Origin of the sequence: Exiguobacterium sp. RIT341, from assembly GCF_000632205.1 — a bacterium.
In the GTDB taxonomy this organism is placed as follows: Bacteria; Bacillota; Bacilli; order Exiguobacteriales; family Exiguobacteriaceae; genus Exiguobacterium_A.
This window is the reverse complement of the sequence record NZ_JFYW01000001.1, coordinates 907188-924784: the sequence shown is the minus strand read 5'-3', so window position 1 is coordinate 924784 and position 17597 is coordinate 907188. Positions and strand designations below refer to the sequence as shown.

Genomic DNA, 17597 nt, shown 5'->3' with positions numbered 1-17597 from the left:
AGGAAAGGGTATAAAAATGAGTAAGTCGAATTTTAAGAAAAAAAGGAAAAAGAAATTTTTGGCACTATTTTTAGGAGTTATAGCCCTCATTGTATTACTCATGCCGGTACTATCACCTATTCTGTTTACAGATGCTACGCCTAAAGGTGCTCTTAGACACGAACTATACAAACAAGGCTATTACTATCAAAATTACTTTGCGGTCATTACGGAACAAGATCCTGTTGCAGAACGGTACCATATGTTTTGGTATGATTGGAAAAGTGAAACGGGAGGAACACCTTTTATCTGTTATTCAAAGAAGGTCAACGCGGAAAAGTATGCTGTTTCCTGCGGTACGGGTCCTTAAAGTAGTATCTTATATAAAATAGAATTGAGCTACATAAATCAGGCTTCCTGACATCGTATATTCACGATGCTAGGAAGCCTGATTTTTAATTCATAATGTATCGATTCAAAACGAGTGTTTAAGCCGAGCGACTTTCTGTGCCTAGATTCAAGAAGATTTCTTCTAAGGACGCTTCTTCTACTTCGAGTCGATAGACATGGATCTGTTGTGAGACAAGATAAGAATTGATCGTCGCAATATCCTGTTCACTTTGGACGATGAACGTTGACTGAGTCGGGGAGACATTGACGTCTTTCGCAAGCGTCGACAACTTGGACTGCAAGTGTAGTTGCATCTCATTGTCGAGCAACGCATGTTTGACATGAACAGTGATGTTTTTCTCATATTGTTCCCGTAACTCCTCCATCGTACCTTGCGTTTGGATTGATCCAGCCTGCATGATTGCAATCTCCGTACATAGTTTTTCGACCTCGTCCAAGTTGTGGGACGTTAGAAATATCGTCGTTCCGTCTGCTGCAATCTTGCGAATCAAAGAGTGAATTCCGAGAATCGAGTTGGCATCAACGCCAGATGTCGGTTCATCTAAAAATAAGATATCCGGTCGATTGATTAAAGCTTGGGCAATGCCAAGCTTTTTTTTCATCCCGAACGAGTAGTTCTTCGTTTTCATATCGATCGCGTCTTCGAGTTGTACATCACGCAGAAGTTGCTTCAACTCGTCGATCGTCGTCTTCAGACCAAGGACTTTACTGAAATACTTCAAGTGATCGAGCGCCGTGAAGTTTTCGTAAAAGGTCGAGTAATCCGGTAGAACACCAATCCGTGTCCGGACATCTTTCAAGGAATCGTTCGGCGCTCCGAGTAACTCGAATGTTCCGGACGTCGGACGGACCAGTCCAGTGATCATATTGATGAAAGTTGATTTACCGGCGCCATTTTGACCAAGGAATCCGAAGATGGCCCCTTGCTCGATCTCGAGATTCAACTGGTTGACGACGGTCTTATTGCCGTATTGTTTCGTTAAATTGGTTGCACGAAGGGCTAACATCAGAGATCTCTCCTTTTAAAGATAATCAGAGTCGTCAAGACGAAAACAGCGATATGAATCAAAACAAGGTAAGTATAAGCAGTGTTTTCTTGCGTATAGTAATAATACGGCGTTAAGTAAGACAACGTATCAACGATGACATTCTTCGAAATAAGACTCCACATCCCGATGACCGGAAGCGCGATCGAGATGAAGATTCCGACGAACATCGTCATCGAGGAATTATTGACGACTGTTGAAAGAAACAACGACAATCCAATGAAATAAGAGACGAAGATGATGCTTTGAATCAAATCGACGAAATGAAACGACTTTGAAAATGGAACGATTAATATGAGGGCAACTGTCAGGCAGAGGACCCAAAACGATACGTTGCCTAAAAACTTCCCGAAAATGATGTTTTCACGGGACGTTTTTGTTGTAAGAAAACGAATCGTCTTCGACTCGATCTCTTTATTGACACTACTATGAGAAATACTTGTCACGAATAAAGGAGCAGCTAAAAACAGAAGTAACATCAATCCGATGATATACGCATTGTTACCTAGACCAAGATCACTGAGTTGCCCTTTGAACTGGCTGACGAGTTTAGCAGAACCAGTCGTCACGCCGAACAAGACGACGATGATCAGGATGGCGCGGATGCTTTGAAAAAGTGATTTGAATTCGCGAAGCGTAATGGCAAACATATGTAGACGCACCTTTCTCTAAGTAAGATTAATATTGTCGCGCTAGCTTCTTATTCTTTGATACATTCGTGATACCGGCAATCAAGTAAGCGATTGAACCGAAGGCGCCGGCGAGTAACGTAAAGATTCCTCCGAGAATCGCTGTAATGATCAATAGCTTTCCAGCAGAACCGTTTTTGCGAATCCGGACGATTGAGAAGATGCCTCCTAATGTACATAAGAGCGAGACGGCACCAAGGTACAAGAAGAATTGTTGGAAGGATATGAGGATTTGATTAGCCGTGACATCCGTGATGTTCTCATCGCGAATGAATTGATCGACCAAATCTTTCATGCCAGCGTGATCCGCAATCGAGCCAGACAATAGAAAACCGCCTAAGCACAATGATCCAAACAAAACGATACCGATGACTGCAAATATGTACTCTGTTGTTCTTTTCAAGTAAAACACTCCTTTTCCTTATTTTTCCGATTTGACATTCCTAAACTACCATGACTTGAATCTCTATGACAAGTGGGAAAATGAATATATTTTAATTTTTTATTGGTTAAATCTTTAATTAAAATCAAAAATACTTTAACTTTATTTAAATAAATGCTATTGTGAATACATAGGAGGGAAATGGTAAATGAAGAAAGATGATGTTCCCGATTGGGTTTTATCTCTAGAATTGGAAGAAGTGGAATTCGTGAAAAAATTCATCGTAAGCTCAGGTTCCTTGAAGGAACTAGCAAAACATTATGATGTGTCCTATCCGACCGTCCGAATTCGTGTCGATCGTATCATTCAGAAAATCGAAGTGAATGAGAAAATCGAGAATGAACCGTTCATCACATATATTAAACAAATGGCAATCGAGGATCGCATCACGATTGAGGATGCAAAAAAAATCATCGAAAAATATCGACTTGAGAGGGGTAACAATCAATGAATTTCTTCGTTTCTGCTCTACTTATCAGTATCTGTTTAGGAATACAGTATTTCTTATCGAGTCGTCACAATCCATATCTCGGCATCATCATGCCGATCATTTTAGTGATCGTGATGACGTGGCGTTACTTTGATGGTAGATATAATAGCCTATTAGCCTACGTGTTGATTTTAGGAATCGGGTTGATTTCACTTTGGGAACAATGGTCGCGTGGTCGAAAAGCTTTAAAAAAGAATCAAGAAAAAGAACTGGAACGAATGCGCGTGCACGATACGCTGTAAAGTCGTACATATCGTTTCACATGAAGACGATCTTGAGAGAGATCGTTTTTATATAAAAGAGAGTAGCCTCTGTTTTGATGAAACAGAGGCTACTCTCTTTTACGTGTTACGGGCTAGATTTATATTCCGTTCATTTTAATCGAGTTCAACCTTCACTGTCGTATTCTTTGGAAAAGCTTCATCTGCCGCGTAGAGAACAAATGTTTTTTTGTCGACAGGTACTTGATAGACTAAGTCGACAAGTGACTCATACGGAGCGAAGTATTGATAGCCGTTCTTGAATGCTTTTTCATTGTGATTGACATAATCAACGGTAGAATATTCTTTACCATCTAGTGAAGTCAACGTAAATGTTCCCGGTCTATAAGTTGAATATGCACCTTTACTTTGTGTATCCGAGTTGTGCATAAAGACAGGAATCGTAACATACCGATAACCAGGCTTTTCTTTTAAATTCAAATCTTTTGGCGTCGGAGCGAGTGATTTAGCATAAAATAGTTCATATTTTGCTTCCGGGTCACCTGGGTAGGTTTGGATGACGCCTTTCTTCATCAGTTTTTTAAGTGCCGCCTCCTGCTTGGTTGTTTTCTTGTCAGCGGATGTTGTCGTATCAGAAGCCAAATCCTTTAATTTTTGTCCGTTCGTTTGTTGCTGAGGAGCACTCTGTGGTGTAGTCGTCGAGGATTCGGTTGAGGCGAACAAGAACAGGCTCGCAACCCCGATACACAAGGAAGCAGCAATCGATCCGAGAGCCCATTTGAAACGTCGTTCTGTCGCCTGTGTATTTTCAACGACACTACCGAGTGCCGCATTCGGTGTGATGCGGACAGCGCGCTCAGCAGGAAGTAAGGCACCTAATACGCCAGTGATCACAGGAATCAAGAGCATGACGCTAAGGAAACCGAGCTCTTGAACCGGGAATTGTCCGTAAATGAAACCGATCATTCCAAGTGCAGTCAAAAGACCAATCACACCAGCACAGAGTCCCGTCATCATCCCTTCACTCAATACAAGTAAACGGATTTGCACGTCTTGCCAGCCTGTCGCTTTAAGAACAGCAAGCTGACTCTTCCGTTCATTGACGTTTTGCCACATGATTTCGGTCGTCGTTAGAATAGCGATTAATAGAGCGACGCCCATCGCGACGTAATGCATCGTCCCGACTTCAAGCGCGACATATTCGCCGAGCCACGTTGCGTACAAGACGCCTTTTAAGCGGAACGTGATGAAGAGAAAGAAGATGAACAGACTCGTCGGTAAGGCAATCGCGACGACCGAGAGTCCTGTCCGTTGCCAGTACGTGACAAGCTGATTGGTACTCATCCCAAGCACGCTACGCGCGCGGACGAAACGACGACCTTTTGAGACTTCACCAGAACGCATGCTTTCATACGGTTTGATCCGTCGGATGAGCGTCATCGGTACGAGCGTTCCACCCCAGTAAATGAGTAAACCAGCAAGACCGATCAATAGAATCCGATCGATTGCAATCGGATTGTCCGTTGTGACCCAGAACGAACCGAGAATCGTCCAAGCAATCAAGACGACAAATGTACCAAGTATTGTTGCTTCGAGGAACAGCAGTTTCGAGAGTTGACGCGGGCGCCAACCGAGCGATAGTAAAATCGCGAACTCTTTCTTTCGAGCGTAGAGCAAGATGATATTCGAGCTGAAGACATAGACGAGTGCGACGGCGATGACACTGGCGATGATGCCGCTCATCCCAACTTTTGCTTCCTGAAAGATCGCAATCGACGAGCCGAGCTTAATCCACGGTTGCTGAACCCAGCCAAGCGCTGATTCGTCTTTTAGCCCCGGTAAATAGGTCAAAGCGAGTTGCGGCGAGGAACCAAGTGTCACATCCGTGATTAGACCTGTCTTCTGTTCGATTTCTGTCGTCACCTGTTGGAGCTTTTTCTCGCTAGCAGCGTTCATTGTCTCGACACCTTTGACGTTGACGCGGATGGCTGAAATCGCTTTGTCGCCACGAATTTTGAACGCAGCATCGAGCGTCGTCAGCATCGACGGTGGTTTCGTCAGGAAATCATACGGATCATTCGTTGGTTTAACGTCTCGGACCGGATTGACGGGACGTTCATTCTTGTCCATCACCCACTGGGCTTTTGACGGGAAGTACGTCTCCATCGGCAGTTCTGTCAGCGGGTCTTTCGAGATATTCAATTTCTTCGGATCGAAGACCCCAATATAGTTCAAGTTGACTTTGGGCCAATCCACGCTATCTTTTCCAAACATGCGCGCTTCCCGGTACATGCTGCGTTTAGCGAGCAAGGAATCTTGGTCGACTTGTTTTGGTTGGACTTGATAGGTGAACGGCCAACGTGAAGCGTAAGGACTTTTGATCGAACGGTAGTCGATCGGAGACGGTTTTAAGGCAATCCATGTAAAGGAATTGCTGTTCGTCTCTTCAGCGGTCGGTAACGTGTGTTTTAAAATATCATTGACGAGCTTCTTCTGGACATCTTGTGTCGTGATCGTATAACGTTTCGCATCGCTTGTCGGTAAGGAGTCTAAGTATTCTTTTCCACCTTTTTGTTCGACTTGTTGTACCATGTCGTTGATGGATTTCTTTTTAGACGGAAGCTCGACTTTTTCGTACGTGTAGATGCGTGACGCATCGACATATTCACGATTGTTCAACAAGATTGGGATTTGAACACCGTCTTCCCCGAACGAGATGACCTGATCATCTTTTGAAAAATAGTTACTATAGGTTCCTTTTGTCGTCGCTTGGTCCAAGCCGACGAGTGCGGCTTCCGCTTCGGGATCAACCCCTGCAATCATGATTTGGCTCCCATACTCAAAAAGTGGCTGCTTTCCAAGGAGGAGGGGAGACACCCCTGATTTTTTTGCATCCCCTGTGGGTTCCCATCCTGCTGCTAAGTAGGTGACCCCACTCGATGATTCGTTTTGTAATCCGGTATCTTGCGTATCTTTGATCGTCAGTTTATAAATCCCTTCTTGATCGATCGTGTGCGTACCGACACTCGAAACTGTTTGATTGTAGCCGATCATCGCGATCGGGGCAGCGACCTCGACGTCAGTGACTTTTTTGATCGTCTCGTATTGTTTGCGGGTGATCCCACCATCGAGACCACTCATATAGTTGGGCTCAAGTAACTTCAAGTCTTCCGTTACGCTCCGGCTGCCTTCCGGGCGGACGACGATGTCGTAAGAAGATCCCCAACGCTTTTGTAGCTCATCGACGACAGTCCCGTTATTGGCTTGCGTCGTACCGATCAAATAACTCAGTCCGGTACTGACGATCAGGACACCGACGAGCAGCAGGATGAAGCGCTCTTTATTGCGCCACCAGGAATTCCAGATGAACTTAAGCATCGGCAAAAACCTCCTGCGTTTGAATGTACGGTCTCGTTATTAACGGATTTCGATGAGTCGATCTTGCGTTAAGCATCGACTGAAGTGAAGTATGACTGAATGCGTGTAACGAATTGGTCATACGTAAAACCTCCTTAATGACGATTTAAATTCCATATGTAAGTAAATAAATCCAATACCTACCTAATTATAACCATAGATAAAATGAAAAGAGAAAGTTAATAACTGAAAAATTAGTCAATTTACATATTTACCAAATAAATGGACTAGGATGAGCGACTGTTTTTCTGAAATGTAATGGATGAATTATTAAACGAACGTTGTCAATGTTTTACAGAACTATACGTTATGTTAAGATAGGTGAATCGAGCGATAAAGACAGTAGGAACCTCAGTTCATAGAGGCTTTTACTGTCTTTTACTATTTTCGAAAGGGGGAGGCATCTATGAAAAAGCGAGTATTGCAGAAAATGAAGGCAATTCTGTTGATGAGTCTTCATTTTGGATTCATCTATTTATTGATGAATCCAGTGAACCTCGGGAGTGTTGAAGAAAATCTGTTCATGACGATATTCGTTCTGATCGAGGTCTATGTCGTGACGGTCTTTTATACGAGTTTGATTTTTTTAGGGATCGGGACACCGCTATCATTAGGGATTGAATATATCGTGAGTCAGCAAAAGCATAAGCGTAGATGGTCGATCGTCCTGCACCTGCTGTTAGGAGGAGTTCTGACATTATTAATTCTTCTTCTATTTGGCATCTTGCCACCATTTTCAGCGTGGATGGATACGGAGATTCTATTGAAAGTAATCTTCTTATTGTTCTACCCAGTAGGGTCTCTTCTCGTATTTGAACGAATGATCAATCGTCGGAAGTCTGCTCGTCAAGAGAAATACCAACAAGCAGAAAACAATTGAACAGTCATCGACCGACAAACAATCCCTCACTCTAATCAGAATGAGGGATTGTTTCGTTTCATCTATTAGACCGTCAATTCAATCACATTACCTTCCGGGTCCGCGATCGTACTTTCATAATACCCGTCACCCGTCGTCCGAGGACCGTCAAGATGTTGTATACCTTCATCCTGTAACCGAGCTGTCCAGTCATCGACTGCTTGTTTACTGCCGAGCGAAAAGGCGAGGTGGGCATAACCGAGCGCATTCATCGTCCGTTCCGTGATATCCGTCCGTTGCATCAATTCAAGACGCGCACCACTCGAGAACGTCAGGAAATATGACGTGAACCCTTTCATCGGATTATGATATCGCTCGCCTGTCGTAGCATTAAAATGTGTTTCGTAGAATTGACGCATCCCTTCCAGATCTGCCACCCAAAGGGCGATATGTTCAATCTTCATCTTCATTCCTCCTTTTTTCAAGACGCTTTTGCCAATCGCTGTCTGAATAACATCCGGTTCAATCCTTCCGTAGCGATCAGCATCAAGAAGATGAGACTGATCGTGAACCAATGGAACAACGATAAGGAGTAGGACGTCGCCAGCCATCCGAACAATGGCGGCATGAAGGTACTACCGGTATAGGCGAATGCCATTTGTACCCCCATCAGCCGTTGCGCCGCGGCCTCCCCGAAGCGAACCGGCGTCTCATGGAGCATTGCCGGATAAATCGGTGCGAGACCAAGCCCGACAAGTACGAAACCAAGCGGCATCCAGGCAGCAGGTGCGAGGATGAAACAGGTGGCTCCGACGAATGCCGTCCATTGACCGACACGAATCAAACGACGATTCGACCAGCGCAGCGATAGAAAACCACTGATGAAGCGCCCCGCGGTGATACTTCCGTAGTAGACGGAAATCCACGTCGCTGCTGATGTTACGGAAAAGGACCGGACTTGGACAAGATAACTGCTGCCCCACAGCCCGACGACCGCTTCGGCTCCACAATAAAAGCAGAAGGCAGCGAGAGCGGCAATCAATCCGCGTGGTTTTCCTGACGACGTACTCACGGTCTGAACCTGTTGAGACACATGTTTCGGAGCCCGCTTCCAGAGGGGTAAGCTGACGATTAAGACAATCATCAAGACGAGTTGCAATGCGCCGACGACGAGGTAACCAAAACGCCAGCCGGAATCGAGCAATACGCCAGCCATGATGAGCGGACCAGCCGTCGCACCGATGCCCCAGAAGCAATGGAGCCAGTTCATGTGATGCGCTTGATAATGCGTGGCGACGAAATGATTCAACGCCGCGTCGACGACTCCAGCACCCAGTCCGAGCGGGATCGCAAGGACAAATAGCCAAATCAAGGAGGGAGCAACGTAAAAACCAATCAATGCCAGAGCCGTCAAACCGGCAGAAGCTGCCGTGATCGGACCTGTTGAATAACGTTCGATCAGTCGACCGCTAAACAGACTCGAGACGATCGTTCCGGCAGCGATCGTCATGAAGAGCCAACCTGCCATGTCGAGCGGGGCGTCGAGATCGAGCCGCATCACAGGCCACGCCGTACCGAGTAACGCATCTGGAAGACCAAGACTGATAAAAGCGAGATAAATCAAAGGTAATAGTAGACGGGTCATCGGGCGAGACCTCCTAACGGAATTTGTTCAATGAACGACTGGATGCTGAGTTGCATCAAACCATCTAAATAATCGGTTTCCCAGTCGCCTTTTCGCAACTGAGGTAATTTGCTGAGCGGAAAGCGCTTGGCGCATCGATCCGTCAATCGAGCTAACCCGTCATCCGAGACATCTGACGCTGCGAACAAGATAACATCCGGATTTAAGGTGGCGCTAAACGAGAGGATGATTCGACTTAACGCCTCATACCAGTCGTCAGAGTGTGGTGTAGTCGTCGCGAGGGCTTGTCCGACATTTCGCTTGTCGTCAAACGGGATGAACGAGATCTCTCCAGCGAAGTGATGCGCTCCGTGGACGATATGACCTGAAACGGCGACACCGGCTCCCGGTCCGTTCGTTCCGAGATACATATAGACGGTCGTCTTGTTATCAGAAGCTTGCGCACGGACCGCAGCGTTCATATCATTTTCGACGATGACGGGTCGCCCGAACCGTTCAGTCAGTTCTTGTTGTAAGGGGCGACCGTCTAGCGTCGGATAATCCGGGGCGAATAGGATTGTGCCGGTCGTATCAACGGCACCGGCGACACCAATCGAAAGCGTCTGAATACGTGGATGATCGTTAAGTAATGCTGTCAGCGTGCTCAATAAAACAGATACATGATCCGTCGAATCGAAGTTCAGGCGATCCGTTGCGATCACATGTCCACCGACGTCGTGGATGCGATACTGCAGATACGTTCGTTCGAGATAAAGAGCGAGTCCGTGAAAGTGATTCACGCGATAGCGATACCGTTTTGCCGGACGACCACCGCGAACCAATTCAAGTGGTGTCTCTTCAATTTCCCGAGCAGTGATCATCTGATCAATCTGTTTGCTCGCAGTCGGAAAACTGACGTCTAGGACGTTCCGAATCACCGGAATCGTATCGAGATGGTCGATCAAAAAAGCGTGACGAGTACGAGAGAGGACTTCAGTCAAAGGATAAACCTCCAATTTGGATTACTTATTAAAATATTTTAATAAGTTTTGATTTAAGTATAGCAGGTCGGGAAATATAGACAACAAAAAAGAGGGAAGAAATAAATCTACTGAAAATCATGTTTCATTCTTACTCTCTCTGGATAATAATAAAAGAAGTGAAAAAATTTTAGTCATATATCTTTAATTCATACTATTCCGATTTGTAATATCTTGGATAGCCTGTAACGGGAGGTAGATGGCGAGAGGAGCTTGTAATCATGACCACACAACTATCAACCGACCTAGGATCCCAAGATATTGTAGCCTCCCTGCGCGATAACGTCGCGATGATTCGATTCGATCGGCAACGTCGTGTCGTTGATGTCAATGGCTTGTTCGCGAAGACGATGAAATATAAACGAGAAGAGATGATTGGGATGCAACATCATCTATTCTGTACGACGGAGTTCGCAATGAGCGACAATTATCAAGCATTTTGGCAGAAGCTTTTTAGCGGCTTCAGTACGGCGGATAAAATTGAACGGATCGATGCGTATGGTCAATCGATTTGGCTAGAAGCGACCTATATGCCGATATACGATGGAACAGAAGTGACCGGTGTCTTGAAGATCGCCTCTGATATCACCGATCGTCAGCAGACGATTCAACAATTCGCGACTTCGTTTGATGCGATCGCCAGTGATCTGAACACGCGGTCGACGCATGGCGAGCGGGAGAGCAAAGCGTTACGGCAAACAATCGAGCAGATGGCTGAGACGACCCGTGATAACCATCAGACGATTGAACGCTTGCAGCGCCAGGCGCAAGATATCGCCCAAGTGACCGAGACGATTAAAACGATCGCGTCCCAGACGAATCTCTTGTCACTCAATGCCTCGATTGAAGCAGCACGAGCCGGTGAACACGGGAAAGGGTTCAATGTCGTCGCGACAGAGGTCCGCAATCTCTCGAAACTCGTCGAGCAAGCCGTCGTTGATGTCCGGCAAACGACACAGCGAATGAACGATGAACTACAGCGGATTGCCCGTGCGATGACGCAAGCAACGACCGATGCACAAGCAAGCGTCATCGTCGTTGCGGAAACGGTTGATCGTTTCCATGACGTGCAGAGTGCAGCATCGTCGTTAACGGAGACAGCGCGAGATTTTACAAAAGCAATTTAAGTGAGAGACGGCATTCCGATAAAACGGAGTGCCGTTTTGTATAAAAAGTACCCCTACACTTTGGAATAATATGTTAATATACTACAAAACGAAAAGGGAGCGAATTTCTGATGAATATCCGTACTGCCCGCCCTGACGATTTTCAGGCGTTGATTCCGCTATTCCAACAAATTCATGAGCAGCATGTAGCTTTACGCCCCGATCACTACCGTCCGCACGAGATGCCGGTTTCGGAAGACTTATTTTTGTCGCAACTCGACCGATCAGATTTCGAAATCCTCGTCGCGGAATACAAAGGACTTGCCGGTGTGATCGTCTTAAAGGAAGATATCATCGAAGGGAGCGGCTTCGTCTTTGATAAACATTACTTACGGGTCATCAGTCTCGTCGTTGCGGATACGCATCAGAAGCAAGGCGTAGGCAAGCGATTGATGCAAGCCGCTTACGCGCATGCGAAAACAATTGGTTGCGACCGGATCGAACTCGGCGTCGATGACGCCAATCAAGAAGCGATCGCCTTTTACGAGGCACTCGGAATGTCTGTCCGCTCAAGACGGATGGAATGGAACGTGACGTCTAGCAGGGAAACGACGTCGTGACGTCAAACAACAGTTACTAGAAAGGGGAGAGGTCATGTTCAGGTTACAAGTGTCCGATCACGTATCGCTTCAATTGTTCGAACGGCACCATGCGGAAGAATTATTCGCCCTTGTCGATGCCAATCGCGCACATCTTCGCGAATGGCTCGGTTGGGTTGATGGTGCAACAGAGACAAGTACATATCAGGAAGTAGTCATCCCAGCATGGTTGCAACAGTTTGCCGATGGTAACGGGTTTACGTGTGGCATCTATCTTCAGGAGGAGCTCGTCGGAACGATCGGTTTGCATGCAATCGATCGGCACCTCGGACAAACGTCGATCGGCTATTACTTAGGAGAAAAGGGACTCGGGAAAGGTGTCATGACGGACGTCGTCCGGTTCGTCACGCATTATTGTTTCGAGACGCTCGGCTTGAACCGCGTCGTCATCGAGTGTGCGACTGGAAACGTCCGGAGCAGACGGATCCCGGAACGACTCGGGTTCACGGAAGAAGGCGTCTTACGGGACGCTGAGAAATTGTACGGGACTTATCACGACCTCCAGGTCTATGCGATGTTACGACGGGACTGGACGAAAACGCAGGAGGTAGCAGCATGCGCATCGAGCCAATGAAACAAGCGACCTATGAGGTGTATCTACCCGTGGCAATCGAGGAGTATGCGGCAGATAAGTGTCGCGCCGGTACGTGGTCAGAGAACGAGGCGCATAATAAGTCGACAGATGAGTTTGCGACGTTGTTGCCTGAAGGTCTGAAAACGAAGGATCATTATTTGTTTACGTTTCGTGACGAGACAGACAGCGACATTGGAATGGTCTGGGTTCACGTAAAAGAAGAATCACGCGGACGTTCCGCTTTCATCTTCGATGTCAAGATTACGTCCGATAAACAAAACCAAGGGTACGGCAAAGAAGCACTCCGATTACTGGAAGTGATGTTAAAACGGATGAACGTCAAAAAGATTTCGTTACACGTCTTCGCGCATAACGAACGGGCGATTCATGTCTATGACTCGCTTGGGTATGAGAAAACGGATTATCATATGTCGAAACGACTAGACGTTTCCCAGTAAAAAGATGCCTCTTGCGCAAGCAGGAGGCATCTTTTTCGTTTAACGCCATGTCTGAAGTGTATTTGCAAACTGGATGGTCGTCTCAAGTTCTCCTGTGATTTCACTTGCTGTGAAGTCATTGCCGGCGAGCCAGTCAGCAAAGTCGAACGTGACCGGCTCCTGATCACCACCGAGCGCGAACCAGACCTTTAACTCTTCCGGGAAGTAGGCAGACGTATGAATCGTTCCCGCCCACTGCGCATATAAATCAGCGAAGACGCCTTTATCGGTATCGTTGAGTAGTCGGAAAGCGGACTCCGCATCTTGAATCATGTGTTGATGGGTCTTCAACTCCATCATCCGACGTTTCGAGTCATCCAGGTGATAGCGGTTTTCGTGTTGCAGCAAATCGAAGTGATTGGTGCACATGTTCGATTCCCGCACTTGGACGTCGCGTGCCGTCGCCTCGATGACGAACGAACGCGCGGATTTATCGTGGACGACGTACGTGAACGATCCGCGATGTGGAATCTCTTTGACGAGTGAGATCGCATCGTCGACCGACGTACACATCTCGAGGATGATCCGCCCGATCATGAAACTGACGAACCCGTCGCCCGGCCGACGGCGATTGATGAAATTATAGCCCATCGCAAGACCGTGTTCGTTCATCCCGTCCATTCGACCGGTCACCCGAGATGCCGGGCCGATGATCGCTGAACCGCCATCGTTCGGTTGAAAGACGGAAAATCGTCCGTCGTACGTCATCGGATGATAATCATAATTGCGAACGAGAAAATTATCACCGGTCATGATCGAACAACCACTTTTAGGACCTTCAACACGGTAATGTCCAAAATGGAGTAAGGTGTCTGGTAATGATAGTTCGAGTTCATCTTGCAATCCGAGCAACTCGTCCCAGATGTGCGGAGCATACCGAAGGAACATCTCCTTCGTCTCGACCGGATCGACTTGAAAGCGAGGAACACGGATTTTCCAGTTGTCCTCTCGGTTATGGAGCAACTGATTTCGTTTGACGTAACGCCCTTGTTCGCGACCGAACTCATAATGACTGCCGCGGAATTGCGTGATTTCATTGGCTACTCGTTGCATGGGACTCATCCTTTCTTCAACTGCTGTATGCTGATTATATCGAACGCAAGGGAGAAAGTCGTATAGCAAGTCTTTACTAAAGCACATCTAAAGTATGGGAATATTGAAAAAATAGTCAACTTTTTCAATCCTGAACCGATAACAAAAACGGGAGGGGATGGAATGAAACATATGTCAGTCAGACGGAAGATACAAGCTTTGATCGCAACAGCCGTCGTTGCGATGCTACTCATTGCGGGAGCAGGACTCTATTTCTTGAACCAGATGTCAAACGCTTCCCGAGCGATGTATCAGGAGAACTTGATTCCGATCCAAGAAGTGGCACAGATTCGGATCGATACACGGGCTCTCGATTCCTTTTTAGTGGAGATGATCCTAACGAAGGATGAAGCACGAATCACGGAACTCCAAGCCGATATCGATACACGACAGGCTCAGATTCGGTCGTCGGTCACGAAGGTTGAAAAAACGGGACAATTTGATGCGCGAGAAAAGAAACAACTCGAGGAGTTGAAGGATAATGTCCTCGCCTACGACAACTCGATGACGCTCGTTCAAGATGCGGCGACACGAAATGAAGAGGAAGAAGCCTACACGGCGTATTCCGATGGTTTGGAACAAGTCCGGGATAACGTCGCGAACTCGGCAAAAGCATTAATGGCCTCAATGACGAAACAAGCGAAGATGTTAGATGCCCAGAATCAAGCGGAAAAACAAACCGCCTTTTACTTAATGCTCGGTATCTTTTTGCTGGCGGTCCTCTTGTTTGCAGGACTTGCCTTATACATCACACGTCTCATCACACGTCCGATTCGTCAACTGCAGGGTTGGATGAATCAGTCAGGTAAGGGTGACTTGACTGTCCGAGGTCACTATGATTCGAAAGACGAACTTGGTCAATTGACGACATCGTTTAATGAAATGATCGCCTCACAACAACAAGTCGTCCTTGAACTTACGGGAACGGCAGACCGCGTCGCCGTTGCGTCGGATGAGCTTAGCGTCAATGCGGAATCAACGACGAAAGCAACAGAGATGGTCGCTGTGACGATGGAAGAGATGGCAAGCGGTGCAAGTCAACAGCTGCATCAAGTGTCCGATGCTTCACGGACGATTGAAGAGTTGACGACGTCCGTCCGCTACGTCGCCGGCAATGCGCAACAGATGACGGAACGGACGGCGGACGCGATGGAAAAAGTCGCACTCGGGGGGAAGGTCGTCGGATCACTCGGAACACAGATGGGACGTATTCAAGAAGACGTGTCGCGTCTCAGCCAAGTCATTGATGGTCTTGGCAACCGATCACAGGAAATCGGTCAAATCACGGATTCGATCAAAGGTGTCGCGGCACAGACGAACCTCCTCGCTTTAAACGCAGCAATCGAGGCAGCACGCGCTGGTGAACAAGGACGCGGATTTGCCGTCGTCGCAGCGGAAGTCAAGACGCTTGCGGAACAATCGGCGGTCTCGGCAAAACAGATCGAGTCCTTGATTCGGGTCATCCAACAAGAGACAGAAGCATCGGTCGCCTCGATGGAGAAGGTCTCGACCGAGATGACGAGCGGGATTGCCGTCGTCGATCAGGCAGGGACATCCTTCTCGGAAATCGAGACAGCGATCACCGACGTGACAGGGCACGTCGAAGAAGTGTCCGGCGCCGTTCAGGAAATGGCGGCAGCGAGTGAACAAATCGCTTCTGTCATGCGGACGATTCAAGCGGTGACGGAAGGAACCGCTGCTGGGACACAAAACATCTCCGCTTCGACCGAGGAGCAGATGGCGTCGATGGAAGAAATTTCGTCTGCATCGCAATCGCTCGCGACGATGGCGGATGATTTAAAACAAGTCACAGGCAGATTCAGCGTGTAAGATATTGCACTACGACCATGAGGGGTAACCGTCATGGTCGTTTTTTTATTTGTGGTAATGACTGGAAAACGGGCAGGAGAGTAAGTTTGTTTCGTCGTATGTACATCACTAAGGATGACGAAAGGTAACAGATGGACGGATGTTATGAAAGTGATTGAAGAAACTGTTTGACAGCGCGGCGGGACCGCAAATGAACGATTTGTTTATCGGACGTCGCTTTAAGCGTTGAAAGGATACTCGGTCGCTTATCGATCGGAAACCGCCAAATCCATTTCAGAAAATCAAGCGACAGTTTCTCGGGACAGCCTGCCGCCATATCCGGTCGGCCGGTCTTACGATAGCGCAAGGTCCGTTTCAGCGCACGGTACAGACAAAGCGTCCGCGGCAGATCAAGGAAGATGACCGTATCAGCGGCATCGATTCGTAAGTCAAGCGTTCCACCGTAATTACCGTCGATGATCCATGTATCACGCGATATGAGTGTTTGTTGAATCTGGCGTTGTTCCTCACGCGAAACCGCCTCCCAGTTCGGACGCCACAATAAGCTGTCGAGGTGATCAACGGGATAACTTAGTTTTTTTCCCATCTCGCGGGCAAGCGTCGATTTACCGGACCCACCAGAACCAATCAGGATGATTTTTCGCATCATAGACCTCCTATTTTTTGTCATAGGAATTGATCATATCACGGTTTTCTAGTCGAGGATAGAACGAAAGGAGTGAATGAGATGGTACCAAATTTCATAATCGAAGGGATGACGATCGTTTTTCTATTTCTCTTACTGGGATGCAGAACAAGCGTATCTGAAACAAAGCTTTATGAATCGGTGTCGGGTTATCTTGAGCAGCTTTTGTGACATTCGTAAACAGCAGTTAAGTGATATATAACTAAGCGATACAACTGATGACATATTCAAGAGGAGCGGGGTCGTCACGAGCCAGTCGATGTAGAGAATTTCAGTCAGAAAGCCATCAATTTTCGATAATGATCCGGAGTCACCAACGGCTTGTTTCATGAAATAGCAACTGACGATACAAACTTCAGCCACCACTTCGAAACGCTCTAGATGTGCTTTCTATCACCGTTTTGAAAACATTTTGACACACTTGAGGAGGAATGACGGATGCCAATTAAACGAACGGATCATATCAGTCTGAACGTCGTGAACCTAGAAGAAGCGATTCACTTTTTTTCGCTTTGCGGGCTCGAAGTACGTGGACGATGGGAAATGGAAGGGAAGTTGCTCGATCGTTTGTTGAATCTAGACGGGGCAAAGACGGAATGTGTCGCTCTTGGGTTACCAGGTGAAGCAATCTGGCTCGAACTGGTTCGGTTCAAACGACCAGTTGAGACGTCCACTGTCGTTCAGCCCGTTTATGCCAGCGGATTGCGTCATCTCTGTTTTGAAGTGACAGGACTCAATGCACTCCTCGAACGATTAGCGGATCAAGGATATCAACCGATTGGGAACGTCGCGAATTACGAAAATGAGTATCGCCTATGTTACGTAAGAGGACCTGAAGGTGTGATCATAGAGCTAGCAGAAAAAATCGATTCCGTATAAACACGGGATCGATTTTTTATTTCTTGTTGTATAACCAAATGGTTATATTATATCCTG

19 protein-coding genes are annotated in these 17597 nt (G+C 47.0%); 10 read left to right on the top strand and 9 right to left on the bottom strand.

Annotated features, from left to right (window positions below; all coding sequences use genetic code 11):
• Nucleotides 1–16 precede the first annotated feature (16 nt).
• Nucleotides 17–349: a hypothetical protein gene (locus BW42_RS04790; RefSeq protein WP_035408106.1), complete on the top strand. Its 333-nt coding sequence runs from the start codon at nt 17–19 to the stop codon at nt 347–349.
• Between the two features lie 118 nt (nt 350–467).
• Here BW42_RS04790 and BW42_RS04785 read toward each other — a convergent pair whose 3' ends face one another.
• Genes BW42_RS04785 through BW42_RS04775 form a run of 3 tightly spaced genes read right to left on the bottom strand, consistent with a single transcriptional unit; the run spans nt 468 to nt 2528 of the window.
• Complete coding sequence (locus BW42_RS04785) at nt 468–1397, bottom strand: ABC transporter ATP-binding protein (RefSeq protein WP_035408104.1); 930 nt, start codon at nt 1395–1397, stop codon at nt 468–470.
• Nucleotides 1397–2086, bottom strand: coding sequence for an ABC transporter permease (locus tag BW42_RS04780; protein WP_035408101.1), 690 nt, complete (start codon nt 2084–2086; stop codon nt 1397–1399). Before BW42_RS04780 ends, BW42_RS04785 begins: the two co-directional genes overlap by 1 nt.
• 28 nt (nt 2087–2114) lie before the next feature.
• Nucleotides 2115–2528: a DUF4064 domain-containing protein gene (locus BW42_RS04775; protein WP_035408100.1), complete on the bottom strand. Its 414-nt coding sequence runs from the start codon at nt 2526–2528 to the stop codon at nt 2115–2117.
• 187 nt (nt 2529–2715) lie between these two features.
• On the opposite strand from BW42_RS04775, the gene BW42_RS04770 reads away from it, so the two are divergent.
• Both BW42_RS04770 and BW42_RS04765 read left to right on the top strand, forming a co-directional pair.
• On the top strand, nt 2716–3018 hold the full coding sequence (locus tag BW42_RS04770) for a DUF2089 family protein (RefSeq protein ID WP_035408098.1): 303 nt from the start codon (nt 2716–2718) through the stop codon (nt 3016–3018).
• On the top strand, nt 3015–3299 hold the full coding sequence (locus tag BW42_RS04765; protein WP_035408095.1) for a hypothetical protein: 285 nt from the start codon (nt 3015–3017) through the stop codon (nt 3297–3299). Before BW42_RS04770 ends, BW42_RS04765 begins: the two co-directional genes overlap by 4 nt.
• A 135-nt stretch (nt 3300–3434) precedes the next feature.
• Here BW42_RS04765 and BW42_RS04760 read toward each other — a convergent pair whose 3' ends face one another.
• Nucleotides 3435–6656 (bottom strand): ABC transporter permease, encoded by a 3222-nt coding sequence (locus BW42_RS04760; RefSeq protein WP_035408094.1) that lies wholly within the window; start codon nt 6654–6656, stop codon nt 3435–3437.
• A 445-nt stretch (nt 6657–7101) separates the two neighbouring features.
• On the opposite strand from BW42_RS04760, the gene BW42_RS04755 reads away from it, so the two are divergent.
• The gene (locus BW42_RS04755) at nt 7102–7575 is read left to right on the top strand and encodes a hypothetical protein (RefSeq protein ID WP_035408091.1); all 474 of its coding nucleotides are present in this window, start codon (nt 7102–7104) and stop codon (nt 7573–7575) included.
• Between the two features lie 65 nt (nt 7576–7640).
• On the opposite strand, the gene BW42_RS04750 is transcribed toward BW42_RS04755, so the two are convergent.
• Genes BW42_RS04750 through BW42_RS04740 form a run of 3 tightly spaced genes read right to left on the bottom strand, consistent with a single transcriptional unit; the run spans nt 7641 to nt 10179 of the window.
• A complete protein-coding gene (locus BW42_RS04750; protein WP_035408090.1) occupies nt 7641–8018 on the bottom strand; it encodes a VOC family protein in 378 nt (125 codons plus the stop codon).
• Nucleotides 8019–8035: 17 nt separating this feature from the next.
• Entirely contained in the window at nt 8036–9199 is a 1164-nt protein-coding gene (locus tag BW42_RS04745; protein ID WP_035408088.1) for a sugar MFS transporter, read from the bottom strand.
• Nucleotides 9196–10179, bottom strand: coding sequence for an ROK family protein (locus BW42_RS04740; RefSeq protein ID WP_035408086.1), 984 nt, complete (start codon nt 10177–10179; stop codon nt 9196–9198). Before BW42_RS04740 ends, BW42_RS04745 begins: the two co-directional genes overlap by 4 nt.
• Nucleotides 10180–10439: 260 nt before the next feature.
• Between BW42_RS04740 and BW42_RS04735 the strand changes: the two genes are divergently transcribed.
• The 4 genes from BW42_RS04735 (at nt 10440) to BW42_RS04720 (ending at nt 13015) form a co-directional block, all read left to right on the top strand.
• A complete protein-coding gene (locus BW42_RS04735) occupies nt 10440–11345 on the top strand; it encodes a methyl-accepting chemotaxis protein (protein ID WP_035408084.1) in 906 nt (301 codons plus the stop codon).
• A gap of 110 nt (nt 11346–11455) precedes the next feature.
• Complete coding sequence (locus BW42_RS04730; protein WP_035408082.1) at nt 11456–11944, top strand: GNAT family N-acetyltransferase; 489 nt, start codon at nt 11456–11458, stop codon at nt 11942–11944.
• A 34-nt stretch (nt 11945–11978) separates the two neighbouring features.
• Nucleotides 11979–12557, top strand: a complete 579-nt coding sequence (locus BW42_RS04725) for a GNAT family N-acetyltransferase (RefSeq protein ID WP_035408080.1) — start codon at nt 11979–11981, stop codon at nt 12555–12557.
• Nucleotides 12539–13015, top strand: coding sequence for an N-acetyltransferase (locus BW42_RS04720; protein WP_035408078.1), 477 nt, complete (start codon nt 12539–12541; stop codon nt 13013–13015). Before BW42_RS04725 ends, BW42_RS04720 begins: the two co-directional genes overlap by 19 nt.
• A 39-nt stretch (nt 13016–13054) precedes the next feature.
• On the opposite strand, the gene BW42_RS04715 is transcribed toward BW42_RS04720, so the two are convergent.
• Nucleotides 13055–14107, bottom strand: a complete 1053-nt coding sequence (locus BW42_RS04715; protein WP_035408076.1) for a C45 family peptidase — start codon at nt 14105–14107, stop codon at nt 13055–13057.
• Between the two features lie 162 nt (nt 14108–14269).
• Between BW42_RS04715 and BW42_RS04710 the strand changes: the two genes are divergently transcribed.
• Nucleotides 14270–15976, top strand: coding sequence for a methyl-accepting chemotaxis protein (locus BW42_RS04710; RefSeq protein ID WP_035408074.1), 1707 nt, complete (start codon nt 14270–14272; stop codon nt 15974–15976).
• 142 nt (nt 15977–16118) lie between these two features.
• Here the strand turns inward: BW42_RS04710 and BW42_RS04705 are convergent, their stop codons facing one another.
• A complete protein-coding gene (locus tag BW42_RS04705; protein WP_035408072.1) occupies nt 16119–16622 on the bottom strand; it encodes a DNA topology modulation protein in 504 nt (167 codons plus the stop codon).
• Nucleotides 16623–17099: 477 nt separating this feature from the next.
• On the opposite strand from BW42_RS04705, the gene BW42_RS04700 reads away from it, so the two are divergent.
• Nucleotides 17100–17540 carry a VOC family protein gene (locus BW42_RS04700; protein WP_035408070.1) on the top strand — a complete coding sequence of 147 codons (441 nt, stop codon included), beginning with the start codon at nt 17100–17102 and terminating at the stop codon, nt 17538–17540.
• Nucleotides 17541–17597: the final 57 nt, after the last annotated feature.